The following is a 26,119-nucleotide window of genomic DNA, read 5'->3' on the forward strand; positions in this document are numbered from 1 at the left end:
TACATTCCGAACCCGGAAGCTAAGCCTCACAGCGCCGATGGTACTGCAGGGGGGACCCTGTGGGAGAGTAGGACGCCGCCGAACTAAATTTAGAGCTCCGGCTCTCGGGATTCATCCCGAGAGCCGGAGCTTTTTTGTTTTCCGGCAGAAATTCCGGAAGACGTTTCGCCTCTGCCTGCCCCCTCTGCGCCGACCCGTCCGGGCTGCGGGTAAGGTCAGGGAGCATCGTTGGCTCGTTTCCCACAGGAGGCCCCCGGGTGGAGGTCCAGGAGACCCGCGTTCAGACGAACCGGGTCCTCACCATCCCGAACATCCTCAGCATGGCGCGTCTCGCCGGCGTGCCCCTCTTCCTGTGGTTGATCCTCAGGCCGGAGTTCGGCGGCCCCAACAGCGACGGCTGGGCGCTGCTCGTCCTCATGCTGAGCGGTATCAGCGACTATCTGGACGGCAAGCTCGCCCGGCGCTGGAACCAGATCAGCAGCCTCGGCCGGCTGCTGGATCCCGCGGCCGACCGGCTCTACATTCTGTCCACGCTCGTCGGACTCACCTGGCGCGAGATTCTCCCGATCTGGCTCACGGCCGCACTTCTCGCGCGCGAGCTGGTTCTGCTGGTGATGGTGTGGATCCTCCGGCGCCACGGCTATCCGCCGCCGCAGGTGAACTTCCTCGGGAAGGCAGCCACCTTCAACCTGATGTACGCCTTCCCGTTGCTGCTGCTCAGTGACGCGAGCGGTTGGATCGCGACACTCGGCGCCATTTTCGGATGGGCGTTCGCCGGGTGGGGTACAACCCTCTATTGGTGGGCAGGAGTCCTCTACGTGGTGCAGGTCCGCCGGTTGATCCGGGCGGACGCCATGACCGATTGAGCTCGGCCCGATTGGGCGCAGTGGTGCCCCGATGGCCCCCGCCCGAAATCTGCGGGACAATCAGGACGGGTGAAGTCGGCTGTACCGTCGTCTCTTCAAGGAGGACGCTTCCGACATGAAGGCCGTCGTGATGGCCGGAGGCGAAGGCACACGCCTTCGTCCGATGACCTCGAGCATGCCCAAGCCGCTCCTGCCGGTGGTGAACCGCCCGATCATGGAGCATGTGCTCAGGCTGCTGAAAAGGCATGGGCTCAACGAAACCGTGGTCACCGTCCAGTTCCTGGCCTCAATGGTCAAGAACTACTTCGGTGACGGTGAAGAGCTCGGTATGGAGCTCACCTATGCCAATGAGGAGAAGCCACTCGGTACCGCCGGGAGCGTCAAGAACGCCGAGGAGGCGTTGAAGGACGACGCCTTCCTCGTCATCTCCGGTGATGCCCTCACCGACTTCGACCTCACCGAACTCATCAACTTCCACAAGGAGAAGGGCGCGCTCGTCACCGTCTGTCTGACGCGCGTGCCCAATCCGCTGGAATTCGGCATCACCATCGTGGACGAGGAAGGCAAGGTCGAACGCTTCCTGGAGAAGCCGACCTGGGGCCAGGTCTTCTCGGACACCGTGAACACGGGCATCTACGTCATGGAGCCCGAAGTCTTCGACTACGTCGAGGCCGATGTCTCCGTCGACTGGTCCGGCGACGTCTTCCCGCAGCTCATGAAGGAAGGCAAGCCCATCTACGGCTACATCGCCGAGGGCTACTGGGAGGACGTCGGCACGCACGAGAGCTATGTGAAGGCCCAGGCCGACGTCCTGGAGGGCAAGGTCGACGTCGAACTCGACGGGTTCGAGATCTCCCCGGGCGTCTGGGTGGCGGAGGGCGCCGAGGTGCATCCCGACGCCGTGCTGCGTGGGCCGCTCTACATCGGTGACTACGCCAAGGTCGAGGCGAACTCCGAGATCCGCGAGCACACCGTCGTGGGCTCCAACGTCGTCGTCAAGAATGGCGCGTTCCTGCACCGAGCCGTCGTGCACGACAACGTGTACATCGGGCAGCACAGCAACCTGCGCGGCTGTGTGGTCGGAAAGAACACCGACATCATGAGGGCCGCCCGCATCGAGGACGGCGCCGTGATCGGCGACGAATGCCTCGTCGGTGAAGAATCGATCATTCAGGGCAACGTCCGTGTCTACCCGTTCAAGACCATCGAGGCCGGCGCCTTCGTCAACACCTCGGTGATCTGGGAGTCGCGCGGCCAGGCCCACCTCTTCGGCGCCCGCGGTGTCTCCGGGATCCTGAACGTCGAGATCACCCCGGAACTGGTGGTGCGTCTGGCAGGGGCCTACGCGACGACCCTAAAGAAGGGCTCCACCGTCACCACGGCGCGCGACCACTCCCGAGGTGCCCGCGCACTGAAGCGAGCGGTGATCTCCGCGTTGCAGACCAGCGCCATCGACGTACGCGACCTGGAGAACGTACCGCTGCCCGTGGCGCGGCAGCAGACGGCCCGGGGCAGCGCCGGCGGCATCATGATCCGGACGACCCCGGGAGTGCCGGACTCCGTCGACATCATGTTCTTCGACGGGCAGGGCGCCGACCTGTCGCAGGGTGGGCAGCGGAAGCTGGACCGGGTGTTCGCGCGGCAGGAGTACCGGCGCGCCTTCCCCGGCGAGATCGGCGATCTGCACTTCCCCGGCAGCGTCTTCGACTCGTACACGGGATCGCTGCTCCGGAACGTCGACACCACCGGGATCGCGGATTCCGGTCTGAAGGTGGTCGTCGACGCCTCCAACGGCAGTGCCGGACTGGTGCTGCCCAGCCTGCTGGGCAAGCTCGGCGTGGACTCCCTGACCATCAATCCGGGTCTCGACGAGTCCAGGCCGACCGAGACGGCCGAGACCCGGCGGGCCGGCCTGGTGCGGCTGGGTGAGATCGTCGCGTCCGCGCGGGCCGCGTTCGGAGTGCGCTTCGACCCGGTGGGCGAGCGGCTCTCCCTCGTCGACGAGAAGGGACGGATCGTCGAGGACGACCGGGCCCTGCTCGTGATGCTGGACCTGGTGGCCGCGGAGCGGCGCAGCGGGCGGGTGGCGCTGCCGGTCACGACCACGCGGATCGCCGAACAGGTGGCCGCGTACCACGGCACGCAGGTGGAGTGGACGACCACGTCGCCCGACGACCTGACCCGGGTCGGCCGCGAGGAGTCGACGATCTTCGGCGGCGACGCGCGCGGCGGCTTCATCATCCCCGAGTTCAGCGGCGTCTTCGACGGCGCGGCGGCCTTCGTACGGCTCATCGGTCTGGTGGCGCGGACGCAGCTCACGCTCAGCCAGATCGACGCCCGGATTCCGCGGGCGCACGTCCTCAAGCGGGATCTCGCGACTCCGTGGGCCGTCAAGGGTCTGGTCATGCGCCGGGTCGTGGAGGAGGCGGGAGACCGCTTCGTGGACACCACGGACGGCGTCCGGGTCGTGGAGACGGACGGACGCTGGGTGATGGTGCTGCCCGACCCCGCCGAGGCCGTCACCCACCTGTGGGCGGAAGGTCCGGACGACGCCTCCGCGGAGGTTCTGCTCGACGAATGGGCGGCTGTTGTGGACAGCGCCGGCCGCTGAAACACTCTTCACCCGTACGTGTCGGACAAGTGCCCCCAAGGGGGCCTGTCCGGCACGTTGGTGGGGCCATTCGGAGGTAGTACCCGCGACGTGCGACGATGTGCGGCATGCCGCAGCAGCCCCCCGTTCGGAGCAGCGCTCCGCGCCCCTCGCGCCCGGACGCCTCCATGTCGCTGCTCACCAACGTCATGGACCACAGCCTCGACGAGGGTTACGCCGAGGCGGCGGCCCGCAGACAGGCCGACGGCGCCGGTGGCCTGCCGAAGACCCTCCGGGCCAAGGTGGGGCTCGCCGCGGGTCTGGTGCTCGCCGCGCTCGTGGTCACCGTGGGAGCGGCCAACGCGCGGCTCGCGGCCCCTGTCGTCGCCAAGGAGCGCCAGGAGCTCATCGACCGCATCGAGCGTGAGACTGCGGCCGCGGACAAGCTGGAGAACGGCGTCGACACCCTGCGCGCCGACGTCAGCGCCCGCCAGCGCGCGGCGCTGAAGAAGGACGGCGGAGAGCAGGCCGACCTGGTGAGCATCCTGTCCGGTGCCACCGATGTGCACGGACCGGGCGTGAAACTCGTCGTCAACGACGCCAAGGAAGCCAGTACGGGCGGTGACGGCACCAATCCGCGGGAGACCTCGGGATTCTCCGACACCGGACGGGTACGGGACCGCGACATGCAGCGCGTGGTCAACGGTCTGTGGGAGTCGGGCGCGGAGGCCATCTCCGTCAACGGGCAGCGGCTGACCGCTCTGTCGGCCATCAGGGCCGCGGGTGACGCGATACTGGTCGACAACAAGCCGCTGGTGCCGCCGTACACGGTGCTCGCGGTGGGGGACGGCCAAAGGCTCAGCACCAGGTTCCAGAACAGCGCCGACGGGCTGTATCTGCATGCCCTGCAGGAGAACTACGGCATCAGGACCGGCATCTCCGTCGAGGCGGACGTCCGCTTGTCCGCCGCACCGAGTGTGATCGTACGTACAGCAGAGCCGAGAACAGAGAAGGGCACACCGTGATCGCCGTACTGGGCCTCGTCGTGGGAGTCGTGGCTGGACTGTTGGTCCGGCCCGAGGTTCCGGCGGTCGTCGAGCCTTACCTTCCGATCGCCGTCGTGGCGGCGCTCGACGCCGTGTTCGGCGGTCTGCGCGCGATGCTCGACGGCATCTTCGACGACAAGGTCTTCGTGGTCTCGTTCCTGTCGAACGTGGTCGTCGCCGCGCTGATCGTCTTCCTGGGGGACAAGCTGGGCGTGGGTGCGCAGCTCTCCACGGGTGTCGTGGTCGTCCTCGGCATCCGGATCTTCTCCAATGCCGCGGCCATCCGCCGGCACGTGTTCCGGGCGTGAGGCCGATGAGCGACGAGAACGAAGCCGAGAGCCCCGACAACCCGCTGCGCCGGGAGCTGCCGGAGGAGGTACCGGCGGCCGCCGAGGAGACCGGGCCGCAGGTGGCCGAGGACAGTGGCACGCCGACGCTGTCCGGCCGTCAGAGGCTGGTCAAGGGGCTGTGGCCGCCGCGGGTGTCGCGTGCCCAACTCATCGTCGCGGTGCTGCTGTTCGGCCTGGGATTCGGGCTGGCCGTCCAGGTGGCGTCCAACAGCGACGGCGACAGCGCGCTGCGCGGCGCGCGCCAGGAAGATCTCGTGCGCATTCTCGATGAACTCGACAGCCGGACTCAGCGTCTTGAGGACGAGAAGCAGGGTCTCGAGGATCAGCGCACCGAGCTGGAGAACAGCTCGGACCAGGCCGAGGAGGCCCGCAAGCAGACGGTCGAGAAGGAGAAGCAACTCGGCATCCTGGCGGGCACCGTGGCCGCTCAGGGGCCCGGCATCACGTTGACCATCGACGACCCGAAGGGGACGGTCAAGGCGGACATGCTGCTCGACGCCATCCAGGAGCTGCGCGCCGCCGGTGCGGAGGCGATCCAGGTGAACGGCGTGCGCGTGGTCGCCGGTACCTATCTCTCCGACTCCGGGAGCGGAGTGAAGGTCGACGGGAACAAGATCACCCAGCCCTATCGTTTCAAGGTCATCGGCAAGCCGCAGGACCTCGAGCCGGCGCTGAACATCCCGGGAGGCGTGGTGCAGACACTGGAGAAGGAGCAGGCCACCGTCACGGTGGACCGCTCGACGAAGATCGTCGTAGATGCCTTGCGACCGGCGGAGCGGCCTGACTACGCTCGGTCGTCCTCCCGGTGAACGGCGGTCGGATGCCGGTCGTCGGGCGAGGGCAGGAGGTTGCGGGGGGTCGGCGCACCGAATGGGTGGTGCGTGGTGGAAACTGTCTGGTGGATACGGACGTTGTGAGGATGTCCGGGTCGACCGGTGTGTTCAATCAGGGTTCGTCCTGCCCCACGGGCGGGTCTGTTTCGGTCAAGGGGAATCGCCCGTGAAGTTGTTTGCGAAGTTGTTCGGCAAGAGCTCGCGAGAGGACAGCGGCGACAACGCGGCTGCCCGTCATCGCGCACCGCGCCAAGGGGACGCGGAGGCGCAGAGCGGCGACCGTCCGCTGTTCCGGGACCAGGTCGGCGGCCCCGGTGGTCAGGGCGCGTCGTCTGTTGACCCTGGCCAGCCCGGCCGCATAGGTTTCGGAGAACCGTCAGCCTCGAGCGCGGGCGGAGGGTATGCCTCCGACCCGTATGCGTCCCATGCCCCTGGTGGGCAGCCGCGGCAGGAGGATCCGTCCATGTCGGCCCAGGTGTGTACGAGGTGCGGGAACCGCAACGCGGAGAACAGCCGGTTCTGTTCCAACTGCGGTGCGCCGCTGCGGGGCGGACCCGAGCGTCCGTCGGAGACGACGTCCACGATCTCCATCTCCGGCATCGAGGCCTACGACGCCGAGGTGACGGGCCAGACGCCGTCGCCGATGCTCTCCCCGGAGGCGCAGGCGGCCGTGGACGCGCTGCCGGTTGGTTCGGCGCTCCTGGTGGTGCGCCGTGGCCCCAACTCGGGCAGCCGCTTCCTGCTGGACGGTGAGCTGACCACGGCGGGGCGTCATCCGCAGAGCGACATCTTCCTCGACGACGTGACGGTGTCGCGCCGGCATGTGGAGTTCCGTCGTGTCGCGGACGGTTCGTTCACGGTCGCCGACGTCGGCAGCCTGAACGGCACGTACGTCAACCGGGAGCGGATCGACCAGGTGCCTCTGTCGAACGGTGACGAGGTGCAGATCGGCAAGTACCGGCTGGTGTTCTACGCGAGCCAGCGGGGCATCTGACCCTCCCCCAACTCCGTCCGGGGGGCCACCGAGGGAATGTCCATGCTTCAAACACCGAGCGGCGGTGCCGGTAGCGGTACCGCCGCCGCGGACAGTGGGCTGATGAGCATCGGAGCGGTGCTGAGTCTGCTGCGCGACGAGTTCCCCGAAGTCACCATCTCCAAGATCAGATTCCTGGAGTCGGAGGGGCTCGTCGAGCCGCAGCGGACCCCGTCGGGGTATCGCAAGTTCAGCCCGGACGACGTCGAGCGCCTCGGCCACGTGCTGCGCATGCAGCGTGACCACTACCTTCCGCTGAAGGTGATCCGCGAGCACCTGGACGCGATGGCTCGCGGTGAGCAGGTGCGTCTGCCCTCCGTGGGCCGCCAGCGCGAGGCGGGGGAGCAGGAACCCCACGGGGAGCTCTACGGCGAGCCCGAGGGCCCCACGGTGGCCCGGGTGGGCCGTGAGGAGCTGCTGGCCGCCGCCGAGATCGGTGAGCAGCAGCTCCAGGAGTGGGAGTCGTACGGACTGATCGGCCCGCTGCCCGACGGTGTCTACGACGCGGAGGCGGTGACCGTCGCCGCGCTCGTCGTCGAGCTGGGACGCTTCGGGATCGAGCCGCGCCATCTGAGGGCGATGAAGGCCGCGGCCGAGCGTGACGCGGGACTGGTGGACCAGGTGGTCGCCCCGCTGCGGCGCCACCGCAATCCGCAGACCCGGGCGCACGCGGAAGCCCGTACGAAGGAACTCGCGGGGCTCACGGTGAAGCTGCACGCGGCGCTCGTGCAGACCGCGCTGGGCGTGCGTCTGCGCTGATCCGCGCCCCCGGCGCAGGCTGTGGATCGTCCACCCGTTCTGTGCCCGACTACCCAAACGTCCCGGGCACGGCCTAGGGTTGCTGTGTGAACGAGCTCGATGTCGTAGGTGTCCGGGTCGAAATGCCCTCCAACCAACCGATCGTGCTTCTGCGTGAAGTGGGAGGCGACCGCTACCTCCCCATCTGGATCGGACCGGGGGAGGCGACGGCGATCGCCTTCGCTCAGCAGGGCATGGCCCCCGCCCGACCGCTGACCCACGACCTGTTCAAGGACGTGCTGGAGGCCGTCGGCCAGGAACTCACCGAAGTACGCATCACCGACCTGCGTGAGGGCGTCTTCTACGCCGAGCTCGTCTTCGCCAGCGGGGTCGAGGTGAGTGCCAGACCGTCCGACGCCATAGCGCTGGCGCTGCGCACCGGAACGCCCATCTACGGCAGCGACGGGGTGCTCGACGACGCGGGGATCGCGATCCCGGACGAGCAGGAGGACGAGGTGGAGAAGTTCCGCGAGTTCCTCGACCAGATCTCGCCCGAGGACTTCGGTACCAACAGCCAGTGAGCCGGCCGGGCGGCTCTCGCGGGCGGCAATTGCCCGGGGCGAGTGTGGTGTGCCGCGGCCCGCGCCGAGAGCATTCGGCTAGCCTTTCCCCGCGGTAGGGCACGGGAAACCACTCTTAGGGTGATTATCACTCGGCGTGCCGAGTGTGGCGATCGTTGACGCGCCCCTGGTGACTGCCTACCGTCGAGAAGGCAGGTCAAGGACGGAGGTCGGCGTGAGAAGCAGCGGCGACGGTACGGCTGGGGGTGCTCCCGGACACGGTCCGGGAGAGAGCGGCCCGTACCCTCCCCCAAGCTCTCGGCTCGGCTCGAGCAGGGGGCGCCCCCATCACGGCAGCGCGGCCGAACAGGTTCCGGTCCGGCCGGCAGCAGTGCCCGACGAGGGAGGGACGGTTCCCGAGGAGGTCGGTTACCGAGGACCCACGGCGTGCGCCGCCGCGGGCATCACCTACCGACAGCTCGACTACTGGGCGCGGACCGGACTGGTCGAGCCCAGCGTGCGTCCCGCCTACGGGTCGGGGACGCAGCGCCTCTACAGCTTCCGGGACGTGGTGGTCCTCAAGATCGTCAAGCGGTTCCTCGACACCGGGGTGTCGCTCCAGAACATCCGCACCACGGTCCAGCACCTCAGGGAGCGCGGTTTCCAGGACCTGGAGCGCATGACGCTCATGAGCGACGGCGCGACGGTCTACGAGTGCACCTCCCCGGACGAGGTCCACGCGCTGCTTCAGGGCGGCCAGGGCGTCTTCGGCATCGCCGTGGGCGTGGTGTGGCGGGACGTCGAGGGGGCTCTGTCCCAGTTGCACGGAGAGCGTGTGGACACCGGCGAGACTCTCCTCTCGCACCATCCCGCGGACGAACTGGCGCGCAGGCGCAACCGTGCGGTGTGAGCCGCGTGCGATGACGCGATGCCCCGGTGAGCCGGGGCATTGTCAGTGGCGTAGGGCAGCATCGGAGATGTGAGAACCGCGCCCACGATCCTGCATCTCGACATGGATGCCTTCTTCGCCTCGGCGGAGCAGGCGTCCAAGCCGAGCCTGCGCGGGAAGGCCGTCGTCGTGGGCGGGCTCGGACCCCGCGGAGTCGTCGCCACCGCGTCGTACGAGGCACGCGTCTTCGGGGTGAACTCCGCGATGCCCATGGCCCAGGCCCGCAGGCGCGCACCGAACGCCGCCTACCTCGTGCCGCGCTTCGGGTTGTACCGAGAGATCAGCGAGCAGGTGATGGGGCTGCTGCGGGCCCTGTCGCCGCTGGTGGAGCCGCTGAGCCTGGACGAGGCGTTCGTGGACCTGGAGGCGGGCGGGGCGGCGTGGGACGAGGCGTCGGCGCGGCTGGCCGGCGTCAAACTGCGCGCGGACATCCGGGCCGTCACGGGGCTCACGGGATCGGTGGGTCTGGCGGCCTCCAAGATGCTGGCGAAGATCGCCTCGGAGCAGGCCAAGCCCGACGGTCTCGTCCTGATCGAGCCGGGCACCGAGCGGGCGCTGCTGGGCCCGATGCCGGTGCGGACGCTGCCGGGCGTGGGGCCCGCCACGGGCGACCATCTGCGCCGGGCCGGCATCAACAGCGTCGAGGAGCTCGCCGAGGCGGGCGAGGACGAGCTCGTACGCCTCCTGGGGAAGGCTCACGGGCACGCGCTGTTCGCGATGGCGCTGGCCCACGACGAGCGGCCCGTGGTGGCCGAGCGGGAGACCAAGTCGGTGTCGGTCGAGGACACGTACGACGTGGACATCCACGACCGGGTCCGGGTGGAGCTCGAGGTGCAGCGGCTCGCTGACCGGTGCGTGCGGCGGCTGCGCGGGGCCGGGCTGTCGGGGCGGACCATCGTGCTGAAGGTCCGCCGGTACGACTTCTCGACGCTGACGCGGTCCGAGACGCTGCGGGGACCCACGGACGACCCCGGGGTCGTCCGGGAGGCCGCCGCCCGGCTGCTGGAGGGCGTGGACACGACGGGTGGCGTCCGGCTGCTGGGGGTCGGTGTCTCCGGGCTCGCCGACTACACGCAGGAGGACCTGTTCGCGCAGGCGCAGGCCGCGGCCGTGGGGGAGCCGGTGGCCGAGGACCACGCCGCGGACGAACCGGCCCAGGCGGCCGCCGTGGCCGAGCCGGCGCCGCCGACCGAGCGGAGATGGCCCTCCGGGCACGACGTGCGGCATGCCGAGTACGGGCACGGCTGGGTGCAGGGGAGCGGGCTCGGGCGGGTCACCGTGCGGTTCGAGACGCCGTACTCCGAGCCCGGCCGGGTGCGGACCTTCCGGACGGACGATCCGCTGCTCGAACCGGCCGACCCGCTGCCGCTGGTGGAGCGAAGACCCGAGGCGGCCGACGGGGCGCCGTCCGGCCCCGGGTCATCGGGGCCGCAGGGTCCGGAGGCCCAGGGCCCCGCGCCGGCGGCCCAGGCAGGGGCGCGCCACCACGGGACGTCCGTCCAGGAAGCCGGCCCCCGGAGCGCCGAGCCGTCCGTCCGGGAAGCCGGAGCCAGGAGCGCCGAGTCGGCAGTCCCGGAGCCCGGGACTCGGAGCGTCGACCTGTCCTTCCGGGAACCCGGAACCCGGATCGCCGACCTGTCCGTCTGAGAAGCCGGAGCTCGAAGCGTCGACCCGGCCGTCCCGGACCCCGGAGCTCCGACCTGCCCGTCCCGGAAGGCGGAACGCCGAGGCCCCCGTCGTCGGACCCTGAGGTCGGGGCGCGGAGGTCTGGGACGGCCGCCGGCCCGGAAGCTGGGGTGCGGAGCCTCAGGGCCGGGCTGTAGGTGCGGGCGGGATCCCGGGATCAGGGGTCTTCCGAGCCCGCCAGGTGGCCGAAGTCGCGGTCCGGCGGGGGCGGGGACGCCACGTCGAGGCCGTAGTGGTGGTAGAGCTGGAGCTCCTGCTCGGGGGAGAGGTGGCGCCCGACGCCGAAGTCGGGGGCGTCCTTGATCAGGGCCCGGTCGAAGGGGATGCGCAAGGTCCCCTCGACGATCTCGCTGGGCTCCAGGGGTACGAAGGCGTCCCTGCTGAACAGCCCCGTACGTATGGCCGCCCACTCCGGGACACCGGTCGCGTCGTCGAGGTAGACCTCGTCGATCGTGCCGATCTTGGTGCCGTTGCTGTCGAACGCCTTGCGGCCGATCAGGTTGCGCGGATCGATGTCGGTCTGCACGGTCCCTCCAGTGGTCGCAAACTCATCCGTAAGTACTACAAAAGGGCACTTTTGTGAAGGCGGCCACTCGAAGGCTGTCGTCTTGTCCTCGCTGGTAGGCTGGCAAGCGGCTGCTGATCCCGTGCGGGAGAGTCCTCCGGAATTTCGTCGGAGGCGCCGAAGGAGCAACTCCTCCCCGGAATCTCTCAGGCTCACGTACCGCACGGACGAGGTCACTCTGGAAAGCAGGGCGGGTGTCGATGGCCTCCGCTCTCACCGACGGTGAAAGCCGGGTCGTCCGCGGGACCATCCGGTGAAACTCTCAGGTTGAGATGACAGAGGGGGAGGCCGTCGGGGTACCCGTGCCGGGGTGCCCCTCGAAGGTCGCGTCAGACCAGGAGGCCTCCGCCATGACCGCCCCTCGCATTCCGCTCTCCGAGCTCGAACAGGGAATCCCCTTCGAGCAGCGCCACATCGGACCCGACTCCGAAGCACGGGCCAAGATGCTCGCGCAGGTCGGTTACGGCTCGCTCGACGAGCTGACGGCCGCCGCGGTGCCGGACGTGATCAAGAACGTCGAGGCCCTGAACCTGCCGGCCGCGCGCACCGAGGCCGAGGTACTGGCCGAGCTCCGCTCCCTCGCGGACCGCAACCAGGTGCTCGGTTCCATGATCGGCCTGGGTTACTACGGCACGTTCACGCCGCCGGTGATCCTGCGCAACGTCATGGAGAACCCGGCCTGGTACACCGCGTACACGCCGTACCAGCCGGAGATCTCGCAGGGCCGACTCGAGGCGCTGCTGAACTTCCAGACCGTCGTCGCCGAGCTGTCCGGGCTGCCGACCTCCGGCGCCTCCCTCCTCGACGAGGGCACTGCCGCCGCCGAGGCCATGGCGCTGTCCCGCCGCATGGGCAAGAACAAGAAGGGTCTCTTCCTGGTCGACGCGGACGCGCTGCCGCAGACCATCGCCGTCATAGAGACCCGCGCTGAGCCGACCGGCGTCGAGATCGTCGTCGCCGACCTCGCCGACGGCATCCCGGCCGACCTCGCCGGGCGCGAGATCAACGGCGTGCTGATCCAGTACCCCGGCGCCTCCGGTGCCGTACGCGACATCAAGCCGATCATCGAGCAGGCGCACGAGCTGGGCGCCGTCGTCACGGTCGCCGCCGATCTGCTCGCCCTGACCCTGCTGACCTCGCCCGGCGAGCTCGGCGCGGACATCGCGGTCGGTACGACGCAGCGCTTCGGCGTGCCGATGGGCTTCGGTGGTCCGCACGCCGGATACATGGCGGTCCGCGAGAAGTTCGCGCGCAGCCTTCCCGGCCGGCTGGTCGGCGTGTCCGTGGACGCGGACGGGCACAAGGCGTACCGCCTCGCCCTGCAGACGCGCGAGCAGCACATCCGCCGCGAGAAGGCGACCAGCAACATCTGCACCGCCCAGGTGCTGCTCGCCGTGATGGCCGGCATGTACGCCGTCTACCACGGCCCCGAGGGCCTGCGGACCATCGCGCGGCGTACCCACCGCTACGCCACGGTGCTGGCCGCCGGGCTCACCGCCGGCGGTGTCGACGTCGTCCACGGCGCCTACTTCGACACGCTCACCGTGCGGGTCCCGGGCCGCGCCGCGGCGATCGTCGCCGCCGCCCGCGACAACGGCGTCAACCTCCGCCTCGTCGACGCCGACCTGGTGTCGATCTCGTGCGACGAGACGACCACGCGCGAGCAGCTCACCGCCGTGTGGAGCGCGTTCGGTGTCCTGGGCGACGTCGAGGCGCTGGACGCGAGCACCGAGGACACCCTGCCGGACGCGCTGCTGCGCACCGACGCGTACCTCACGCACCCGGTGTTCCACGACCACCGCTCCGAGACGGCGATGCTGCGCTACCTGCGCAAGCTCTCCGACCGCGACTACGCGCTCGACCGCGGCATGATCCCGCTGGGCTCCTGCACCATGAAGCTCAACGCGACCACCGAGATGGAGTCGGTGACCTGGCCCGAGTTCGGGCAGCTCCACCCCTTCGTCCCCGCCGAGCAGGCACAGGGCTACCTGACGCTGATCCACGAGCTGGAGGACCAGCTCGCCGAGGTCACCGGCTACGACAAGGTCTCGCTCCAGCCCAACGCCGGTTCGCAGGGCGAGCTGGCCGGTCTGCTGGCCGTCCGCGGCTACCACCGCGCCAACGGCGACGACCAGCGCACGGTGTGCCTCATCCCGTCCTCCGCGCACGGCACCAACGCCGCCAGCGCCGTGATGGCCGGCATGAAGGTCGTCGTCGTGAAGACCGCGGACGACGGTGAGATCGACGTCCAGGACCTGCGCGCCAAGATCGAGCAGTACCGCGACGAACTGTCGGTGCTGATGATCACGTACCCCTCGACACACGGTGTGTTCGAGGAGCACGTCGCCGACATCTGCGCCCAGGTGCACGAGGCCGGCGGCCAGGTCTACGTCGACGGCGCCAACCTGAACGCCCTGGTGGGTCTCGCCAAGCCGGGTCACTTCGGCGGCGACGTCTCGCACCTGAACCTGCACAAGACCTTCTGCATCCCGCACGGCGGCGGCGGCCCCGGCGTCGGCCCGGTCGGTGTGCGCGCCCACCTGGCGCCGTACCTCCCGAACCACCCGCTCCAGCCCGAGGCCGGTCCCGAGACGGGCGTCGGCCCGATCTCGGCCGCTCCCTGGGGCTCCGCGGGCATCCTGCCCATCTCCTGGTCGTACGTCCGCCTGATGGGCGGCGAGGGACTCAAGCGCGCCACGCAGGTGGCCGTCCTGTCCGCCAACTACATCGCCAAGCGCCTGGAGCCGCACTACCCGGTGCTGTACACGGGCCCCGGCGGTCTGGTCGCGCACGAGTGCATCATCGACCTGCGCCCGCTGACCAAGGCGACCGGCGTCAGCGTCGACGACATCGCCAAGCGCCTGATCGACTACGGCTTCCACGCGCCGACGATGTCGTTCCCGGTGGCCGGCACGCTGATGATCGAGCCGACCGAGTCCGAGGACCTGGGCGAGGTCGACCGGTTCTGCGACGCGATGATCGCGATCCGCGCGGAGATCGAGAAGGTCGGCGGCGGCGAATGGTCCGTGGACGACAACCCGCTGCGCGGGGCGCCGCACACGGCCGCCGCGCTCGGTGGCGACTGGGAGCACGCGTACAGCCGCGAGGAGGCCGTCTTCCCGGCCGGTGTCTCGGCCGCCGACAAGTACTGGCCGCCGGTGCGCCGCATCGACCAGGCCTACGGCGACCGGAACCTCGTCTGCTCCTGCCCGCCGCTGGACGCCTACGAGGACTGATCAGCGCTCGGCACGCGGACGCCTACGAGGAGTGATCGTCCTCGGACATGCGTCGGGGCCGGTTCGGAGAGTACGTCTCCGGGCCGGCCCCTCGTGTGTCTGGGCGGCCTGTCACGGCCGCCCGGGGTCGTGCGGCTCAGGCGGCCGTCATCACCGGCGCGCCGCCCAGCGGGCGGTGCGGGGCGATGATCTGCCCGTCCGGCAGGAGCTCACCGGTGTCCTCGAAGAGCAGAACGCCGTTGCACAGCAGGCTCCATCCCTGCTCCGGGTGATGCGCCACAAGGCGGGCGGACTCCCGGTCGGCTGATTCGGCTGCGGGACACAGTGGCTGGTGCTGGCACATGGATGGGATCTTTCGCTGGGTCGAGATGTGAGTGATGGCTGTGGTGTCTGTCTTGCGGCTCGAGGTACTCATCGCCGCCCCCCGTTGGTGTGTGGTCTGACCCCAGTGTTGCCCCACGGGCGCCGATCCGCAGGGATTTGAGGGCACCGCTTCTCACAGGTTGATGACGCATCACCCGTGCGGAGGGTTCACCCCAACTGCGCCGTCCTTTCGGGTGGTTCGAGGTGGCCGGATCGGGCTAGTCCGGTTGGGCGTGGAGCGCGTTTCCCCTCGTACGAGCGGCCTTCAGCGCTAACGAGCGAACCCTGCTCCGGGTTCGCGACAGCGCCGTGCCCCGCGGCAGGTTTACCCGTGTGGGGCACGGCTGCGGGGCACGGACGCGAGGATCGGAGGTTCAGGCGGGCGAGCTGAGGAGCGGTGCCGGCGTGACCCGGTGGGTGAGGACCGGCAGCAGTTCGGCGACGAGGTGCGGCCGGTGCGCGGCGATGCCGGGCGGGGCGGGTGCGAGCGGGACGAGGAGGTCGGTGGCGGCCGGATGGCCGGTGGCGCCGTCCGCCGTGCAGTCGCCGTGCAGCCAGAGCGTCAGCATGTACAGCTCCGGCACGGACAGCAGCCGCGCCTGGTAGGGCTGTTGCATGGTCTCGGCCTGTCGCAGGGCGCGTTCGGTGGCGGCGATGTACGGGCCCTCGAAGAAGCGCGAGAAGGCCCAGCCGTCCGGGGTCAGCATGGTGTCGGCGGCGGCCACCGCGCGGTCGCCGCTACGGATGAGGAAACGCCACCCGGCGAGCCGGGTGGCGGAGGCGCCCGCGGGGGTGATGCGGTCCAGGACGTGGACGGGCAGCGGGAGTTCGGGGGTGACGGGTCCCTGCGCCAGGCGCAGGGACGGGGTACGGGCTTCGCGGACAGCGGTGGGGGAACCGAGTGCCGTGAGTACGGTGCGCAGGGCGGGCGCGGGAGCCGGGGGTACGTGCAGCGGCATGGTGGGTCGCCTCTCATTCGACAGGCACAGTGGCGCGAGGGCGGGGGCGGACGGCGCTGTCAGCTCTCGGGTCAGAGGGGCGAGGGGTCTGGATCTGCCGACAGGGTGTCGCCTGCCGCCGTCACCGTGACGACAGGACCTAGGACCGCGAGCGCCAACTCTCTGCCTCGGTAGCGGAGTTTATACGACGCGTGTTCAGGCGGTGTTTCGTCTAGTCGTCGCGAATTCGAAGAACAAGTCGATATCCGGTCGGCGAAATGCGGGATTCCTCCCGGTTCTGCGCGATCGAAACGCGGTGACCTCGGAATGCTTCGCCCGAGCGGTCGGCCGATTCTCGTCGGCGTTTTTCACGAGATCGTTCCGGCCGGTAAACTTGCTGAATGCTCCATGCCCGGTGAATGTGCCCGGGGCCGATGTCCAGACTAGCGGTCGAAGAGCCCGCGCGGGACGTTATGGATCGTGTTGCCTGGGCATCATCCCCCGTGACCCGGGACGCCAGGGCCGTAACTCGGCCTGCCCATCCGAGGAGGGACACTTCGATGGGGGAGAAGGTCGTGGCAGGGACGTTCGGCCTGTCCGATCGGCAGCGCCACCGCGACAAGCTCCGACAGTGTCTGACGGGGCTGGAGCGACTGCTGGAGGAGAAGAGGTTCGACCGTCCGAAGAACCTGATGGGCCTGGAGATCGAATTGAATCTCGCGGGTCCTGACGGCATGCCCAGAATGATGAACGGGCAGGTTCTCGAAAGGATTGCGAGCCGCGACTTCCAAACAGAACTCGCCATGTTCAACCTGGAAGTCAACATAGCCCCACACCGGCTGGGCGGCCGGGTATTCGACCGGCTCGCCGAGGAGATCCGCACCTCGCTCGCGTATGCCCACCGGAAAGCCAGCGAGGTCGACGCCGGAATCGTCATGATCGGTATTCTGCCGACGCTCGGGCAGGACGATCTGGTGTCCTCCAACCTGTCGGAGGCCGACCGCTACATGCTGCTCAACGATCAGATCGTGGCCGCGCGCGGGGAGGATTTCGCACTCGACATCGACGGGGTGGAGCGCCTGGTCTGCAGGTCGACGTCCATCGCGCCCGAAGCCGCCTGCACCTCGGTGCAGTTGCACCTCCAGGTCACACCGGGCCGGTTCGCGGACGTGTGGAACGCCGCGCAGGCGGTGGCGGCCGCGCAGGTCGCGATCGGCGCCAACTCGCCCTTCCTGTTCGGGCGCGAGCTGTGGCGCGAGTCGAGGCCCCCGCTCTTCCAGCAGTCCACCGACACCCGGCCGCCGGAGCTGCAGGCGCAAGGGGTCCGGCCGCGCACCTGGTTCGGCGAACGGTGGGTCACCTCGGCGTACGACCTCTTCGAGGAGAACCTGCGGTTCTTCCCGCCCCTGCTGCCCTTCTGCGACGAGGAGGACCCGCTCGGCGTCCTCGACGCCGGGGGCGTGCCCAAGCTGGCCGAACTGGTGCTGCACAACGGCACGGTGTACCGCTGGAACCGGCCCGTGTACGGGATCGCCGACGGCGTCCCGCATCTGCGGGTCGAGAACCGGGTGCTGCCCGCCGGACCGACCGTCACCGACGTCATCGCCAACGCGGCCTTCTACTACGGCCTGGTCCGCGCGCTCGCCGAGGAGCAGCGTCCGGTGTGGACCCGGATGTCCTTCGAGGCGGCCGCGGCGAACTTCGACGAGGCCTGCCGGCACGGCATCGAGGCCCGCCTGGAGTGGCCGCGGCGCGGCCGTTACGGCGGGACCGCGCAGGTGGACGCGGCGAACCTGGTGCGCGACGAGTTGCTGCCGCTGGCCGCCGCGGGCCTGGACGCGTGGGGCATCGAGCCCGCCGACCGTGACCTCTACCTCGGCGTGATCGAGGACCGGTGCCGGCTGCGCGTCAACGGCGCGACCTGGCAGGCGGCGACCTTCCACCGGGCCCTGGAGAAGGGGCTCGGCCGGGAGGCCGCGCTGGCCGCGACGACGCGGCGCTACGGCGAGCTGATGCATCTCGGCGAGCCCGTGCACACATGGCCGGTCGGGCTGCCGGAGCCGGTTCCGCTGGGGTGACGCGAGGCGGTGCGCCCGACGTCGCGCCGGGAGCGGTCAGTCCGGGGTTCCGGCGCCCGCCGCCGTGATCGCCTTGAGCATCGCCGCGTGGATCTGTGAGGGCTCGTTGACGCGCTGGCCGGAGCCGCCGGTCGCCCTGGCGATCTCGTCGACCTCCCGCCGGTCGCTGTCCGGGCCCACCGCGATGGCGATGAGCGGCACCGGGCGCTCCGGGTCGGCCAGCTTCTGCAGCTCGGTGATGAGTTCGGACCGGGAGATGCTGCCGGGGTCGCGGTTGACCCCGTCCGTGAGGACGACGAGCGCGTTGAACCGGCCCTTCGTGTAGGAGGCGACGGCCTCCTTGTACGCGGCGAGCGTGGTGTCGTACAGACCGGTCTCTCCGTGCGGGACCGGCTTCAGGGAGGAGAAGGCGGCGGTCAGTCTCGCGCGCTGGCTGCCCTTCTTCTTGCTGTCGCCGAGTCGCTCGGTCGGTACGAGGACGCGGTAGTCCTTGTCGCCGTCGAGCTTGGTGGAGAACTTCCACAGCCCGATCTCGTCCTCGGCGGTGAAGGTGGCGAGGGCCTGGAGCAGGGATTCCTTGGTGACGTCCATACGGGACCGCCCGTCGCCCGGCAGTGTCACGCCCATGGAGGAGGAGGCGTCGACGACCGTCGTGATCCGGGCGCTCTCCACGGTGATCGTCCACATCCCGAGGGCCTCCTGGACCGCGCCCTTCGACGAGGAGTCGGCCAGGACGCGCGCGTACGGCTGCGGCGACCTGCCGCCGGCCTCGGCGACGAGTGTGGCCGCCGGGCTCTCCGCGTCGGTGCGGAACCCGAACAGCCGCAGGAACTGCCGGGGTGCCGCCTCGCCGAGCAGGGTCATGAACCGCAGGGCCGCGCGGCCCTCGTCCGTGCTCAGTCCGGGCTCGTCGACCAGCGTGTACGGGTAGTCGAGCAGCGGCGAGCCGTCCTTGGGGTAGAACAGGTCGAGGTCCTGACCGCCGTCCTGAGCGCTGTTGTGCGCGAACGCGGCCTGCTCGGAGAGGATCAGGGCCTGATTGCTGTCGGCGCCGTCCGAGCCGTCGCGGGGCAGGGTGTCCAGGAGCGCGGTGTCGCTGCCGGAGGTGCGGTGCGAGAGCGCCTTGGCCAGGGCCGCCGCCCGGACGTCGCCGTCCTTGACGCCCGAGGCGGCCGCGCTGATCCGTGCCAGCGCGAGCAGTCCCGGCGAGCTGCGGGCGGGGTCGACCGCGCCCAGCCGTAGCTTCCTGGCCCGTGTCGAGTCGCCGGCCAGCTCGGTCCAGGTGTACGTCTTGTCGGGCCAGCCCAGTGCCTTGGCGGCCGACGGGACCACGGCGACGCCTACGGGTGAGGAGGCGACGTTGCCCAGGCTGGTGACCTGCGTGGCGGCGCTGGTGCCGGTGACGCGGTCCACCCACGCGTCGGAGTCCGGCACCCACACCTGCACGTCGGACTTCTCGCCCTTCCCGAGCGAGGCGGCGACCTCGTACGACTCGCGGGCGGTCACGCCGACGTCGAGACAGCGGCCGTCGGAGGTGACGTCCTTCTCGCGGGCGTCCTCGGCGATGGCCCTGAGCGCGGGCGCGATGTCCGGGGAGGCGGCCACCTCGATGTGCACCACGTCGTCCTCGCAGGAGCTCCCGAGGGAGAACAGCCCCCCGTGGATCGCGGCGGCCGTGCCTCCGACGACGGTGAGGACGAGTGCCGTCGCGAGGGCCGTGTTGCGGCGGCGCGCGCGGATCCGGGGGTCGGCGGAGCCCGCCCGTCGAGCATCGGGCAAGCTGTGTCGTCCCATGACGGTGAGGTCCTCCCGGGTGAGCCTGAGCCGTGAGACAGCCGCGGAACAGGGGAAGGGGGACGCAGGCCCCGTACGGTGCCCGCCCCCCGACGGCCTGTCGCGCACGATCTTCGTAACTTCTTTCGAGACCCTAGCGGGGCGCGGACGGGGATGCGGCGGGAATACCCAACTGGAGGCGGGAGTGCAGGTGGAGGCGGGACCGGTGGCCGATTCTTTTCCGGCCGAGAGGCTGACCCGACGGATTCTCCGGGACGAGACGCTGCTCGTCCTGGCCCTGTCGCTCGGGGCGAGCGGCGTGTCAGCGCTCATCAGTTTCGTCGGATCGGTCACGAAACCCGGCGGGCTCAAGGATCAGGCGGCCACCCTCAACGCCTCGGCGGCGCCGGGCCGTCCCTGGCTCGACCTGGCCTGGCAGCTCTTCGGCATCGCGTCCGCGCTGGTGCCGGTCGCGCTCGTCGCGCACCTGCTGATCCGCGAGGGCCAGGGGATGCGCGTGATCGGCTTCGACCGTACGCGTCCCTGGCCGGACCTCGGACGCGGCGCCCTGGTCGCGGCGGTGATCGGGAGCACCGGAATCGCCTTCTACCTTGCGGCGCGCGGGTTCGGCGCCAACCTCACGGTGGTGCCCGAGGCGTTGCCGGACGTCTGGTGGAAGTATCCGGTGCTCATCCTGTCGGCCGTGCAGAACGCCGTGCTGGAGGAGGTCATCGTCGTCGGGTATCTGCTGCGGCGGCTCGGCCAGTTGGGCTGGACGCCCGGGACGGCGCTGATGGCGAGTGCGGTGCTGCGCGGTTCGTACCACCTCTACCAGGGCATCGGCGGGTTCGTCGGCAACATGGTGATGGGCGTGGTCTTCGTCTATCTGTACCGGCGTTGGGGCCGGGTCGGGCCGCTCGTGGTCGCCCATTCGCTGCTCGACATCGGTGCCTTCGTGGGGTACGCGCTGCTCGCGGGCAAGGTGGGATGGCTCCCGACCGCGTGATCGTCAGACGAGCAGCTCGCCCTCGATGACCGTGACCGCGTGGCCCGAGAGCAGGGTCCGTTCCCCGCGCACCTCGGTGCGGACCAGGCCGGAGCGCGGGGAGGCCTGCAGTCCGGTGAGGGCCCGGCGGCCGAGGCGCTCCGACCAGAACGGGGCCAGGGCCGTGTGGGCGCTGCCGGTGACCGGGTCCTCGTCGATGCCGACGTTCGGGAAGAAGCCGCGGGAGACGAAGTCGTAGCCCCGTGAAGGGTCCTCGGCGCGTGCGGTCGCGATGACGCCGCGCTCGGAGTGGCGGGCGAGTGCCCTGTGGTCCGGGGCGAGGGCGCGGACCGTCTTCTCGTCGGCGACCTCGACCAGCAGGTCACCGGTGTTCGGGCCGGTGTCGAGGGTGCGCAGCGGTTCGGCGCCGAGGGCCTCGGCGACACCGTCGGGGATCTCGACCGGGGTGAGGGGCGCCGTCGGGAAGTCGAGGGTGATCGAGCCGTCGGCCTCGGGGGTGGCGACGAGGACACCGCTGCGCGTGGCGAAGCGCACCGGGCCCCGATGGGCGCCTGTGGTGGTCAGGACGTGCGCCGCGGCGAGGGTCGCGTGTCCGCACAGGGCCACCTCGGTGGCGGGGGTGAACCAGCGCAGCGCCCAGTCCGCCTCGCCGCCCTCCGGGAGCCGGTGGGTGAACGCCGTCTCCGCGTGGTTGACCTCCCGGGCCACGTTCTGGAGCCAGGCGTCGTCGGGGAAGGAGTCGAGGAGGAGGACCCCGGCCGGGTTCCCGGCGAAGGGGCGGTCGGTGAAGGCGTCGACGATACGAATCCGCATGTCCCGAAGCTAGCGGTCCCGGGCGCCCACCGGCCAAGGCCAATCGGGGCCGGCTGGCCCCCTGCCGGCGAGGGAGGTATTTCGGCAGGGGGTTGTCATGCGAACACTACCGATATATCGTTGACGCATCGCGACCGATCAACGATGGAGTGGAGTGATGGCGATGCGTTCCCGTGGAGAAGACTTCGGATACGAGCACGAACACGGACACGGACATGGACACCATGGCGGACCCGGCCGTCGGGGTCGGGGCGGCTTCGAGGGGCTGCGGGGGGCTTTCGGGCCCTTCGGTCCCGGCGGTCCCGGCGGCGGACCCGGCGGTCCCGGCTTCGGCTTCGGCGGACCCGGCTTCGGCCCGGGCCCCTGGGGCGGGCGCGGCGGCCGGGGCGGACCCCGGGGCAGGGCGCGGCGCGGCGACGTACGCGCGTCGATCCTCGCCCTGCTCAAGGACCGGCCCATGCACGGTTACGAGATGATCCAGGAGATCGCCGAGCGCAGCGGCGGGGCGTGGAAGCCCAGCCCGGGTTCGGTGTACCCGACCCTTCAGATGCTGGAGGACGAGGGCCTGATCATCAGTGAGGCCGAGGGCGGCAAGAAGCTGTTCTCGCTCACCGAGCCGGGGCGCAGCGCGGCCGACGAAGGTCCCGAGGCGCCCTGGGAAGAGGCCGGGCGCGGGGTCGACTGGGAGACGCTGCACGAGATCCGGCAGGCCGGCTTCGGTCTCATGGAGGCCTTCGGCCAGGTCTGGAAGACCGGCAGCAAGGGTCAGCGCGAGAAGGCGCTGGCGGTCATCAACGAAGCCCGCAAGAAGCTGTACCTGATCCTCGCCGACGAGGACTGACGGCGTGCTGTGGTACCTGCCGGCGCCCCGTGGAAGCGTTTCCGCGGGGCGCCTGTCCGTGTACGGGGGGCCGTCCGCCGCCTCGGGCGGCGCGCGGACGCGCGAGGTTCAGGCCACCAGTCCGGCCAGCTTGCGCAGCGACTCGTCGAGGGCGGCGGTCGCCGAGTCCTTGAGCTTGCCGGCCATCAACGAGACCGCCGCACCCGTGAACTCCCCGTCGATCCGCACCGAGGTGGCGTCGTCGTCGGGGGTGAGCGTGTAGCGCGTGGAGACGTTCACCGACATCGGGCCCTTGCCGCGGATGGCCAGCGCGCGGCCGGGCTCCAGTTCCTCGATCGTCCAGGTGACCTCGGCCGGGAAGCCCATGAGCTTCATGTTCTCCGCGAACGTGCCGCCCACCTCGAACTTCTCCGGGCCGCCCTGCGGGAAGTTGGTGTGCGTCGCGTTCCACTCGCCGTAGGCGGACCAGTCGGTGAGCTGGGCCCAGATCTTCTCGGCGGGCGCCTCGATCCGTGCCTCCGCGCTGACTTCGGCCATGCGACCACCCCTTCGTGTCGGGCGCTGCGCCCGGCGCAGCTACGGTGTCGCGGAACGTAGCTCCAGGCCCCGGAACATTCAATACTGATGAACCGTCAGGAATTGTGGAGGGGTGGACGGCCCGGCTCCGGCGCGGGCGGACGGGGGCGCCGCCGGCCACGGGGAGGTGTGGGAAGGCGGCGCGCGCAGCCGTGCGGAAATCGGCGCGAAGTCATCCGCGAGGAGGAGGAACCGCACAGGGATGCCCACCTTGTGTCGGATCCGAAGATGCTGCCCGCCGCCGATGACCCCGGGCCGCGAGGCTGATGAGGTGGAGAGGTGCCGCCCCGCATTCCCGAGCAGTCCGCCGCCACGAGCGGACCGAAGCATGCCGGCATCGAGGCCGGACTCGGCGCGGAGCTGGCCCCGGTGATCACCGGCGCGCGCAGAAGAGCGCTGCGCGACGGAGACCGGCAGATCGACACGGCTCATCTGCTGCACTCCCTGCTGGAGTGCGACCCCGAGGCGCGGGCCGTCTTCGGGGACGGGCCGCAGCTCGCCCGGCTGCTCGGCTATCTCGTGCAGCGCAGCATCGGCTACGGACTCCGCTGGCAGAGCGCCGTCCGGAACTCCGGCGCGGTGCCCGCCCCGGCCAGGGGGAGCTGGTCCCCCGTGGCGGCCGACGCGATGGGGGAGGCGTACGAGCGTGCCGTGGTGCGTGGTGACGAGCGCGCCCGCGGTCTCGACCTGCTGGCGGCCATCGTCGCCGACCCCCGGTCGCGGGCCGTCGAGGTCCTCGGACGGGCCGGCGTCGACCTCCCGCGACTGAGGGAGCGCGTCGAGAGCGCACACGAGGAGTGTGTGGGCCGGGGCGACGCGGGCTGACCGGGGTGAGGAGCGCGCCGGACGGACGCCACCAGGCGGATGTCCTGTCCCCGGTCCAGCGGTTGAGACAGGTGTCTTTGGGGGTGACGGTCATGTCGTCGCCTGTCATCATGTGGCCGTGCATACGTCTCAGGGCAGTCAGGACAACCAGGGGAGAGGCGTCGGTCTGGGCCTGGCGCTCGTGTCGGCGGTCGCCTTCGGCGGATCCGGCGTCGCGGCCAAGCCGTTGATCGAGGCCGGACTCGACCCGCTCCACGTGGTGTGGCTCCGCGTCGCCGGCGCCGCCCTCGTCATGCTGCCGATCGCCGTGCGGCACCGGGGGCTGGTCAAGCGACGCCCCGCGCTGCTCGCCGGCTTCGGTCTCCTCGGCGTGGCCGGTGTCCAGGCCTGCTACTTCGCCGCGATCTCCCGTGTTCCCGTCGGCGTCGCCCTCCTGGTCGAGTACCTCGCCCCCGCGCTGGTCCTCGGCTGGGTGCGCTTCGTGCAGCGCCGGCCCGTCACCCGTGCCGCGGCACTCGGAGTCGTCCTCGCGGTCGGCGGACTCGCCTGCGTGGTGGAGGTGTGGTCGGGGCTCGGCTTCGACGCCGTCGGACTCCTGCTCGCGCTGGGCGCCGCCTGCTGCCAGGTCGGCTACTTCGTCCTGTCCGACCAGGGCAGCGACGCGGGCGACGAGGCACCCGACCCGCTGGGCGTGATCGCGTACGGACTTCTCGTCGGCACCCTCGTCCTGACCGTGGTCGCGCGCCCCTGGACCATGCACTGGTCCGTTCTCGGAGGCAGCGCGGACATGAACGGGACGTCCGTGCCCGCCACGCTGCTCCTCGGCTGGATCGTCCTCGTCGCGACCGTCGTCGCCTACGCCACCGGCGTCCTGTCCGTGCGCAGGCTCTCCCCGCAGGTCGCGGGTGTCGTGGCGTGTCTCGAAGCGGTGATCGCCACGGTCCTGGCATGGGTGCTGCTGGGCGAGCACCTCTCGGCGCCCCAGATCGCGGGCGGTGCCGTCGTGCTGCTCGGCGCCTTCATCGCGCAGTCGTCGGCCCCGGCGAAACCCTCGCGGGAGCCGGTCGCGAGCGGGTCGGGTGACGCCGAGAGAGAGTTGTCGGCCCACGGAACGGCCGTCTAAGGTGCTGATCATGCCGTCGACGCTCGTTCTTCCGCCTCCGGCCGCCTGAGGCGGGCGTACCGGAACACCGCCCGGCCCCGTGCCGGGCGGAACGGCGCTGCCCGCAGAAGAAGTCCGAGGACCTTCCGCACACCCGTGCCCCCGCGGCACGGGCTGCGACGCGGTCCCTTCCCGAACTTCTGCGGAACTGCGGAGAGAACACGTGTCGAACACCGCTGTCGGCCTGCCCGTCGGGCGAGGCCTGCTCTATCTGATCGTCGCCGGTGCCGCCTGGGGCACCGCGGGCGCCGCCGCGTCACTGGTCTACCGGGCCAGTGACATGGGGCCGGTCGCCCTCTCCTTCTGGCGCTGCGCGGGCGGACTCGCCCTGCTGCTCGCCGTACGCCTGCGTGGCCGCGGTGGCCCGCGCCGTCGCCCTCGTCCCCAAGAGCGAGGGGAGCGCGACGCCCTGCAAGAGCCGCTCGGCCGCAAAGCGCTGCGGATCGGTCTGATCGGCCTCGGGCTGGCGCTCTTCCAGACCGCCTACTTCGCCGCCGTCGAGGCGACCGGCCTCGCGGTCGCGACCGTCGTCACCCTGGGCGCGGGGCCCGTCCTCATCGCCCTCGGCGCCCGGCTGACCATGGGGGAGCGGCTCGGCCGGGGTGGCATCGCCGCCGTCGCGGGGGCGCTGACCGGGCTCGGCGTGCTGGTCCTCGGCGGCGGGGACGCCACCGTGCGTCCCTGGGGCGTCCTGCTCGCGGTTCTCTCCGCGGCCGGCTACTCCGCGATGACGCTGCTCACCCGGTGGTGGGGGCGCGACTCCCGCGTGGACGGGTCGAGCACGACCGTGTGGGCGTTCGCCGTCACCACCGTGTGCCTGCTGCCGCTCGGGGTCGCCGAGGGGCTGTTCCCGCACGCCGTCCAGCCCGTCCGTCTCCTGGTGCTGCTGGCCTACATCGCCGCCGTGCCCACCGCGCTGGCCTACGCGCTCTTCTTCGCCGGTGCCGCCGTCGTCCGCTCCGCCGCCGTGTCCGTGATCATGCTTCTGGAACCGGTCTGCGCGGCCGTGCTCGCCGTCGGTCTGCTCGGCGAGCGGCTCACCGCGGCGACACTCGTCGGCACCCTGCTGATGCTCGGCTCGGTCGCCGGACTCGCGGTGGCGGAGGCGCGTGCCGCGGGCGCGGAACGGCTCGCGGCGCCCGAGGAGGCACTTCTCGTGTGAGCCCCCGCCGGACGCGGGACACCGGAAGCGGGACGCCGGACGCTGGACGTCCGCCGTCCCGCGTGAGGTGGCTGCGCCCGGGTGGGGCCGCCTGACGCGGGTGTGCCCCGTGCCTGTGTGATGCCGCTGT

At 70.6% G+C, this 26,119-nt stretch carries 23 protein-coding genes, 1 rRNA gene and 1 riboswitch; of the genes, 18 read left to right on the forward strand and 6 right to left on the reverse strand.

Annotated elements, in window-relative coordinates; translation table 11 throughout:
• From rrf to ACZ4TO_RS15200, 11 genes are all read left to right on the forward strand, one after another.
• Positions 1-84: ribosomal RNA gene (gene rrf, locus ACZ4TO_RS15150) — 5S ribosomal RNA — on the forward strand; the annotation flags it as partial.
• Between the two features lie 173 nt (positions 85-257).
• On the forward strand, positions 258-866 hold the full coding sequence (locus tag ACZ4TO_RS15155) for a CDP-alcohol phosphatidyltransferase family protein (RefSeq protein WP_382797059.1): 609 nt from the start codon (positions 258-260) through the stop codon (positions 864-866).
• A 115-nt stretch (positions 867-981) separates the two neighbouring features.
• On the forward strand, positions 982-3,477 hold the full coding sequence (locus ACZ4TO_RS15160; protein ID WP_468024381.1) for a sugar phosphate nucleotidyltransferase: 2,496 nt from the start codon (positions 982-984) through the stop codon (positions 3,475-3,477).
• 107 nt (positions 3,478-3,584) lie between these two features.
• Positions 3,585-4,481, forward strand: coding sequence for a DUF881 domain-containing protein (locus tag ACZ4TO_RS15165; protein WP_382797055.1), 897 nt, complete (start codon positions 3,585-3,587; stop codon positions 4,479-4,481).
• A complete protein-coding gene (locus tag ACZ4TO_RS15170; protein ID WP_003988855.1) occupies positions 4,478-4,810 on the forward strand; it encodes a small basic family protein in 333 nt (110 codons plus the stop codon). The genes ACZ4TO_RS15165 and ACZ4TO_RS15170 overlap by 4 nt, the downstream gene beginning before the upstream one ends.
• A gap of 5 nt (positions 4,811-4,815) precedes the next feature.
• Entirely contained in the window at positions 4,816-5,661 is an 846-nt protein-coding gene (locus ACZ4TO_RS15175; protein WP_382797053.1) for a DUF881 domain-containing protein, read from the forward strand.
• A 61-nt stretch (positions 5,662-5,722) separates the two neighbouring features.
• On the forward strand, positions 5,723-6,679 hold the full coding sequence (locus ACZ4TO_RS15180) for an FHA domain-containing protein (RefSeq protein ID WP_382797051.1): 957 nt from the start codon (positions 5,723-5,725) through the stop codon (positions 6,677-6,679).
• A 42-nt stretch (positions 6,680-6,721) separates the two neighbouring features.
• A complete protein-coding gene (gene ftsR / locus ACZ4TO_RS15185; RefSeq protein WP_382797050.1) occupies positions 6,722-7,477 on the forward strand; it encodes a transcriptional regulator FtsR in 756 nt (251 codons plus the stop codon).
• 86 nt (positions 7,478-7,563) lie between these two features.
• Positions 7,564-8,037, forward strand: coding sequence for a bifunctional nuclease family protein (locus ACZ4TO_RS15190; RefSeq protein WP_006123076.1), 474 nt, complete (start codon positions 7,564-7,566; stop codon positions 8,035-8,037).
• Positions 8,038-8,251: 214 nt separating this feature from the next.
• Complete coding sequence (locus ACZ4TO_RS15195; RefSeq protein ID WP_382797049.1) at positions 8,252-8,926, forward strand: MerR family transcriptional regulator; 675 nt, start codon at positions 8,252-8,254, stop codon at positions 8,924-8,926.
• A 69-nt stretch (positions 8,927-8,995) separates the two neighbouring features.
• A complete protein-coding gene (locus ACZ4TO_RS15200; RefSeq protein ID WP_468024382.1) occupies positions 8,996-10,612 on the forward strand; it encodes a DNA polymerase IV in 1,617 nt (538 codons plus the stop codon).
• A gap of 196 nt (positions 10,613-10,808) precedes the next feature.
• On the opposite strand, the gene ACZ4TO_RS15205 is transcribed toward ACZ4TO_RS15200, so the two are convergent.
• Positions 10,809-11,177: a PRC-barrel domain-containing protein gene (locus ACZ4TO_RS15205; protein ID WP_382797045.1), complete on the reverse strand. Its 369-nt coding sequence runs from the start codon at positions 11,175-11,177 to the stop codon at positions 10,809-10,811.
• 114 nt (positions 11,178-11,291) lie between these two features.
• A riboswitch (glycine riboswitch) is annotated at positions 11,292-11,388 on the forward strand.
• Between the two features lie 178 nt (positions 11,389-11,566).
• On the opposite strand from ACZ4TO_RS15205, the gene gcvP reads away from it, so the two are divergent.
• Positions 11,567-14,452, forward strand: coding sequence for an aminomethyl-transferring glycine dehydrogenase (gcvP, locus tag ACZ4TO_RS15210; protein ID WP_468024383.1), 2,886 nt, complete (start codon positions 11,567-11,569; stop codon positions 14,450-14,452).
• Between the two features lie 136 nt (positions 14,453-14,588).
• Here gcvP and ACZ4TO_RS15215 read toward each other — a convergent pair whose 3' ends face one another.
• Positions 14,589-14,795 (reverse strand): DUF5999 family protein, encoded by a 207-nt coding sequence (locus ACZ4TO_RS15215; RefSeq protein WP_339128072.1) that lies wholly within the window; start codon positions 14,793-14,795, stop codon positions 14,589-14,591.
• A gap of 394 nt (positions 14,796-15,189) precedes the next feature.
• Positions 15,190-15,774, reverse strand: a complete 585-nt coding sequence (locus ACZ4TO_RS15220; RefSeq protein ID WP_382797041.1) for a hypothetical protein — start codon at positions 15,772-15,774, stop codon at positions 15,190-15,192.
• Positions 15,775-16,313: 539 nt separating this feature from the next.
• Between ACZ4TO_RS15220 and ACZ4TO_RS15225 the strand changes: the two genes are divergently transcribed.
• Positions 16,314-17,831, forward strand: a complete 1,518-nt coding sequence (locus ACZ4TO_RS15225; RefSeq protein ID WP_382797039.1) for a glutamate-cysteine ligase family protein — start codon at positions 16,314-16,316, stop codon at positions 17,829-17,831.
• Positions 17,832-17,867: 36 nt separating this feature from the next.
• Here ACZ4TO_RS15225 and ACZ4TO_RS15230 read toward each other — a convergent pair whose 3' ends face one another.
• A complete protein-coding gene (locus ACZ4TO_RS15230) occupies positions 17,868-19,625 on the reverse strand; it encodes a VWA domain-containing protein (RefSeq protein WP_468024384.1) in 1,758 nt (585 codons plus the stop codon).
• Positions 19,626-19,809: 184 nt separating this feature from the next.
• On the opposite strand from ACZ4TO_RS15230, the gene ACZ4TO_RS15235 reads away from it, so the two are divergent.
• A complete protein-coding gene (locus ACZ4TO_RS15235; protein WP_382797036.1) occupies positions 19,810-20,610 on the forward strand; it encodes a CPBP family intramembrane glutamic endopeptidase in 801 nt (266 codons plus the stop codon).
• 3 nt (positions 20,611-20,613) lie between these two features.
• Here the strand turns inward: ACZ4TO_RS15235 and ACZ4TO_RS15240 are convergent, their stop codons facing one another.
• Positions 20,614-21,423, reverse strand: coding sequence for a PhzF family phenazine biosynthesis protein (locus tag ACZ4TO_RS15240; RefSeq protein WP_468024385.1), 810 nt, complete (start codon positions 21,421-21,423; stop codon positions 20,614-20,616).
• 163 nt (positions 21,424-21,586) lie between these two features.
• On the opposite strand from ACZ4TO_RS15240, the gene ACZ4TO_RS15245 reads away from it, so the two are divergent.
• Positions 21,587-22,264, forward strand: coding sequence for a PadR family transcriptional regulator (locus ACZ4TO_RS15245; RefSeq protein WP_385040525.1), 678 nt, complete (start codon positions 21,587-21,589; stop codon positions 22,262-22,264).
• A 108-nt stretch (positions 22,265-22,372) separates the two neighbouring features.
• Here ACZ4TO_RS15245 and ACZ4TO_RS15250 read toward each other — a convergent pair whose 3' ends face one another.
• Entirely contained in the window at positions 22,373-22,801 is a 429-nt protein-coding gene (locus tag ACZ4TO_RS15250) for a type II toxin-antitoxin system Rv0910 family toxin (protein WP_382797034.1), read from the reverse strand.
• Positions 22,802-23,119: 318 nt separating this feature from the next.
• Here ACZ4TO_RS15250 and ACZ4TO_RS15255 point away from each other — a divergent pair, with 318 nt between their 5' ends.
• The 3 genes from ACZ4TO_RS15255 to ACZ4TO_RS15265 all read left to right on the forward strand — a co-directional run bounded on the left by ACZ4TO_RS15255 (position 23,120) and on the right by ACZ4TO_RS15265 (position 25,989).
• Entirely contained in the window at positions 23,120-23,665 is a 546-nt protein-coding gene (locus ACZ4TO_RS15255; RefSeq protein WP_468024386.1) for a Clp protease N-terminal domain-containing protein, read from the forward strand.
• Between the two features lie 112 nt (positions 23,666-23,777).
• Positions 23,778-24,788, forward strand: a complete 1,011-nt coding sequence (locus ACZ4TO_RS15260; RefSeq protein ID WP_385040447.1) for an EamA family transporter — start codon at positions 23,778-23,780, stop codon at positions 24,786-24,788.
• Between the two features lie 202 nt (positions 24,789-24,990).
• Positions 24,991-25,989, forward strand: coding sequence for a DMT family transporter (locus ACZ4TO_RS15265; RefSeq protein WP_468024387.1), 999 nt, complete (start codon positions 24,991-24,993; stop codon positions 25,987-25,989).
• Positions 25,990-26,119: the final 130 nt, after the last annotated feature.

It is taken from the genome of Streptomyces sp. NPDC028298 (genome assembly GCF_055565895.1).

Bases quoted from the DNA above. Each gene is read 5' to 3' on its own strand.
- ACZ4TO_RS15160 (WP_468024381.1), top strand. From the start codon at position 982: ATGAAGGCCGTCGTGATGGCCGGAGGCGAAGGCACACGCCTTCGTCCG.
- ACZ4TO_RS15220 (WP_382797041.1), bottom strand. From the start codon at position 15,774: ATGCCGCTGCACGTACCCCCGGCTCCCGCGCCCGCCCTGCGCACCGTA.
- gcvP (WP_468024383.1), top strand. From the start codon at position 11,567: ATGACCGCCCCTCGCATTCCGCTCTCCGAGCTCGAACAGGGAATCCCC.
- ACZ4TO_RS15240 (WP_468024385.1), bottom strand. From the start codon at position 21,423: ATGCGGATTCGTATCGTCGACGCCTTCACCGACCGCCCCTTCGCCGGG.
- ftsR (WP_382797050.1), top strand. From the start codon at position 6,722: ATGCTTCAAACACCGAGCGGCGGTGCCGGTAGCGGTACCGCCGCCGCG.
- ACZ4TO_RS15245 (WP_385040525.1), top strand. From the start codon at position 21,587: ATGCGTTCCCGTGGAGAAGACTTCGGATACGAGCACGAACACGGACAC.
- ACZ4TO_RS15175 (WP_382797053.1), top strand. From the start codon at position 4,816: ATGAGCGACGAGAACGAAGCCGAGAGCCCCGACAACCCGCTGCGCCGG.
- ACZ4TO_RS15165 (WP_382797055.1), top strand. From the start codon at position 3,585: ATGCCGCAGCAGCCCCCCGTTCGGAGCAGCGCTCCGCGCCCCTCGCGC.
- ACZ4TO_RS15230 (WP_468024384.1), bottom strand. From the start codon at position 19,625: ATGGGACGACACAGCTTGCCCGATGCTCGACGGGCGGGCTCCGCCGAC.
- ACZ4TO_RS15225 (WP_382797039.1), top strand. From the start codon at position 16,314: ATGGGGGAGAAGGTCGTGGCAGGGACGTTCGGCCTGTCCGATCGGCAG.
- ACZ4TO_RS15215 (WP_339128072.1), bottom strand. From the start codon at position 14,795: ATGTGCCAGCACCAGCCACTGTGTCCCGCAGCCGAATCAGCCGACCGG.
- ACZ4TO_RS15250 (WP_382797034.1), bottom strand. From the start codon at position 22,801: ATGGCCGAAGTCAGCGCGGAGGCACGGATCGAGGCGCCCGCCGAGAAG.
- ACZ4TO_RS15180 (WP_382797051.1), top strand. From the start codon at position 5,723: ATGGGTGGTGCGTGGTGGAAACTGTCTGGTGGATACGGACGTTGTGAG.